This window comes from Actinosynnema sp. (assembly GCF_052038725.1).
This window is the reverse complement of the sequence record NZ_JBQGCX010000059.1, coordinates 1-3,701: the sequence shown is the minus strand read 5'-3', so window position 1 is coordinate 3,701 and position 3,701 is coordinate 1. Positions and strand designations below refer to the sequence as shown.

Here is a 3,701-nt window from a genome sequence, read left to right as displayed (position 1 = left end):
GCGGGCGGGGAGCTGGTGGTCGAGCACGACGGGGCCGGGCTTCCCACCAGGGTGCGCCACTCCGGCGGCTACGAGGTCGCCGTGGACACGGACGGCGGGCGGGTCACGGGGTTGCGGCTCACCTCCGCGGCGCGGGCGGTGGTCCTGACGCGCTACGGGTACGACGAGACCGGGCAGCTGGCCGAGGTGGTCAACTCCTCCGGCCTGCCGCTGCGGTTCACGCACGACGCCGACGGGCGGCTCACCTCGTGGACCGACCGCAACGGCGTCTGGTACCGCTACGTCTACGACGACCGCGGCCGGGCCGTCACCACCATCGGGTCCTCCGGCGCCCTCAACGGCACGTTCCGCTACGAGGACCGCCGCACCACCCACACCGACACCCTCGGCAACTCCACCACCTACGACCTCGACGAGCGCGGTCGGGTGATCCGCGAGACCAACCCGCTCGGGGCGGTCACCAGCCGCGAGTGGGGCGAGCGGGAGCAGCTGCTCGCCGTCACCGACCCGCTCGGGCGCACCACCCGCTACGAGCACGACGACGACGGCAACGTCACCACCGTCACCCGCCCCGACGGCAGCACCCTCACCGCCGCCTACACCACCGGCGGGCGCGACACCCGCGTCACCGACCCGGCGGGCGGGACCTGGCGGCGCGACCACGACGAGCTCGGCAACCTCGTCGCCGAGACCGACCCCCCCGGCGCCACCACCCGCTTCGCCTACGACGAGCGCGGCCACCTCGCCGCCACCACCGACCCGCTCGGCGCGGTCACCCGCTACCGCACCGACGCCGCGGGCCTGATCACCGAGCTGACCGACCCGCTCGGCGCCACCACCCGCTTCGAGCGCGACGCCTTCGGCCGCGTCGTCGCCGAGACCGACCCGCTCGGCGGCACCACCCGCACCACCTGGACCGTCGAGGGGCGGATCGCCTCGCGCACCCGGCCCGGCGGCGGCGTGGAGCGGTGGGCCTACGACGGCGAGGGCAACGTCGTCGAGCACGTCGACGAGCTCGGCCAGGTCACCCGGACCCGCTACACCCACTTCGACCTGCCCGCCGCCCGCACCGCGCCCGACGGCGCCACCACCACCTACGCCTACGACACCGAGCTGCGCCTGACCGAGGTCGTCGGGCCGCACGGGCTGGTGTGGCGGTTCGAGCGCGACGCGGCGGGCGAGGTGTTGCGCGAAACCGCCTTCGACGGGCGCGTCACCCGCTACGCCTACGACGCCGCCGGACGGCTCGCCGCCCGCGTCAACGGGCTCGGCGAGACGATCTCCTACGACCGGGACGTGCACGGCGGCATCGTCGCCAAGCACACCCCGAGCGGCACGTCCGCGTTCGACCGGGACCCGTGCGGGCGCGTGGTGCGCGCGGCCGGGCCCGACGTCGAGGTGCTCTTCGAGCGCGATGCCAGGGGCCGGGTCCTCGCCGAGACCTGCGACGGCCGCACCACCCGCTCCGAGTACGACGCGGCGGGCAGGCGGGTGCGCCGGACCACGGCGGGCGGGGTCGCCACCGGCTGGGACTACGACGCGGCGGGCAACCCGCTGGCGCTGCGCGCGGACGGCGGCACGATCACCTTCCGGCACGACGCGCTCGGCAGGCAGGTGCGCCGCGAGCTGGGGCGCCTGAGCGTGCTGCGGTCCTACTCGCCGGACAGCAGGCTCACCGACCAGCTCGTCACCGCGGGCGGGCCCGTGGACCGGCGCGGGTGGCGCTACCGGCCGGACGGCAACGTCGACGGGGTGCTCGACCCCTCGGGCGGGCGGGCGCTCACCCTGGACCGGCGCGGGCGGGTGCTGTCGGTGCGCGGGCCCGGCTGGGACGAGCGCTACGAGTACGACGCGGTCGGCAACATCACCGACGCCTCGCCCTCGGGGCCGGACGACCCGACCGCCGGTCCGCGCGCGCACGAGGCGAACCGGTTGCGCGCGGCGGGCCGCACCACCTACGACCACGACGCGCAGGGGCGGGTCGTGCGCCGCCGGACCCGCACCCTGTCCGGCTCGGTGCTGGTCTGGACCTTCGGCTGGGACGCGGAGGACCGGCTCACCTCCGCGTCGACCCCCGACGGCGGCACGTGGCGCTACCGCTACGACCCGATGGGCAGGCGCGTGTCCAAGCAGCGCCTCGACGCGCGGGGCCGCACCGTCGAGCGGCTGGACTTCACCTGGGACGGCGCGCTCCTGGCCGAGCACACCGGCGGCGACGGGGCAGGCAGCACCTGGGAGTACGAGCCGGGCACCACCACCCCGGTCGCCCAGCTCGACCGGGCCGGGCTCGACCGGCGGTTCTACGCCGTCGTCGCCGACCTCGTCGGCACACCGACCGAGCTGGTCGACGCGGACGGCGCGGTCGCCTGGCGGCGCACCGCCACCCTGTGGGGCCGCACGCTCGCCCAGTCCGGCCCGGCGACGTGCCCGCTGCGGTTCCCCGGCCAGTACCACGACGGCGAGACCGGCTGGCACTACAACCACCTGCGCCACTACGACCCGGACACCGGCCGCTACGCCTCGCAGGACCCGCTGGGCCTGATCCCGTCGATCAACCCCGGCGCGTACGTGCCCAACCCGATCCGGTTCGTCGACCCGCTGGGGTTGCAGGGCTGCGGGGTCAGCGGGGACGAGGCCAAGCAGCAGGCGCTGGCCGACGCGGGCGTGCCGCCCGGCTCCGAGCCGCTGGAGACCAGGGTGACGCCGTCCACCACGCCGGGCGGCAGGCAGGTCATGCAGGACCACCAGCCGGTGTTCTTCCCGGAGGAGGTCTACCTCAACAACCGGGACGAGCTGATCGTCTTCCAGGACCACTACACCGGCCACCAGTTCGGCGAGGGCGGGGTCGGGGACCAGCCGCCGCACGTGCACGTCCGCCCCTACGACAACCCCCGCAACGGGCAGGTCCCCGGAGCCGAGGAGCATTACTACTATGACCCCAGCCTGGGCCGACCGACTCCTGCCGGCTGACGCCGCGCTCCTGGCCCGCTGCTTCCCCGGCGGGCGCGCCGGGCTCAGCGGGTCGCTGCTGCGCTCGGTGCGCCTGGACCGGGTCGGGCCCGCGTGCTCGCTGCGGCTGGACCTGCCGGGCGACGGGCCGGAGCACACGCAGGCGCACCTGGGGATGCTCGCGGTCGCGGACGTGGAGCTGGCGGGGGGCGCGCTGCCGCAGCGGGTCGACGTGGAGATCACCGACCTTCCGGGGCGCCGGGTCGCGGTCGTGGTCGCGGGCGGGGGGCTGCGGTTGTCGTTGACGTGCGCCGAGGTGCTGCGCTTCGGGCGGGTCAGCGACCACGACACCCCGCCCGGCGCGGTGGACGACGGGCCGCACCGGTTCGTCGGCAGGCTGGACCAGCGGCTGCACCGGGTGGTGCCGGGACCGGAGGACGAGAACTACCATGCCCGCTTCTGACGACTTCCCCGGCGACTTCCCCGGCGACCTCGACGCGCTGCACTGGGACGAGCGCGGTGACGCGGTCACGGCGACCTTCGAGGCCGGGCTGGACGACGCCGGGCGCGCGGCCTGGGGGGCGGAGGCCGGGCACACCAGGGTGCGCTACCACGTGCGCTTCGCCGGGGTGGCCGACCTGCGGGTGGCGGGCTTCGACCACCGGCTCCCGCTGCGGCTCGTGGTGATCGCGGACGGCGGGCGGGTCGGGGTCGAGGTGAGCGGCGCCGGAACGGACGTGCGCTTCACCTCG

3 protein-coding genes are annotated in these 3,701 nt (G+C 75.8%); all 3 read left to right on the top strand.

Annotated elements, in window-relative coordinates:
- On the top strand, positions 1–2,970 hold a 2,970-nt coding region (locus ACTUAL_RS01170), incomplete at its 5' end, for an RHS repeat-associated core domain-containing protein (protein ID WP_440898953.1).
- The gene (locus ACTUAL_RS01165) at positions 2,933–3,412 is read left to right on the top strand and encodes a hypothetical protein (protein WP_440898952.1); all 480 of its coding nucleotides are present in this window, start codon (positions 2,933–2,935) and stop codon (positions 3,410–3,412) included. The genes ACTUAL_RS01170 and ACTUAL_RS01165, both read left to right, overlap by 38 nt.
- Positions 3,399–3,701, top strand: a 303-nt coding sequence (locus ACTUAL_RS01160) for a hypothetical protein (protein ID WP_440898951.1), incomplete at its 3' end; no start/stop codon positions are given. The genes ACTUAL_RS01165 and ACTUAL_RS01160, both read left to right, overlap by 14 nt.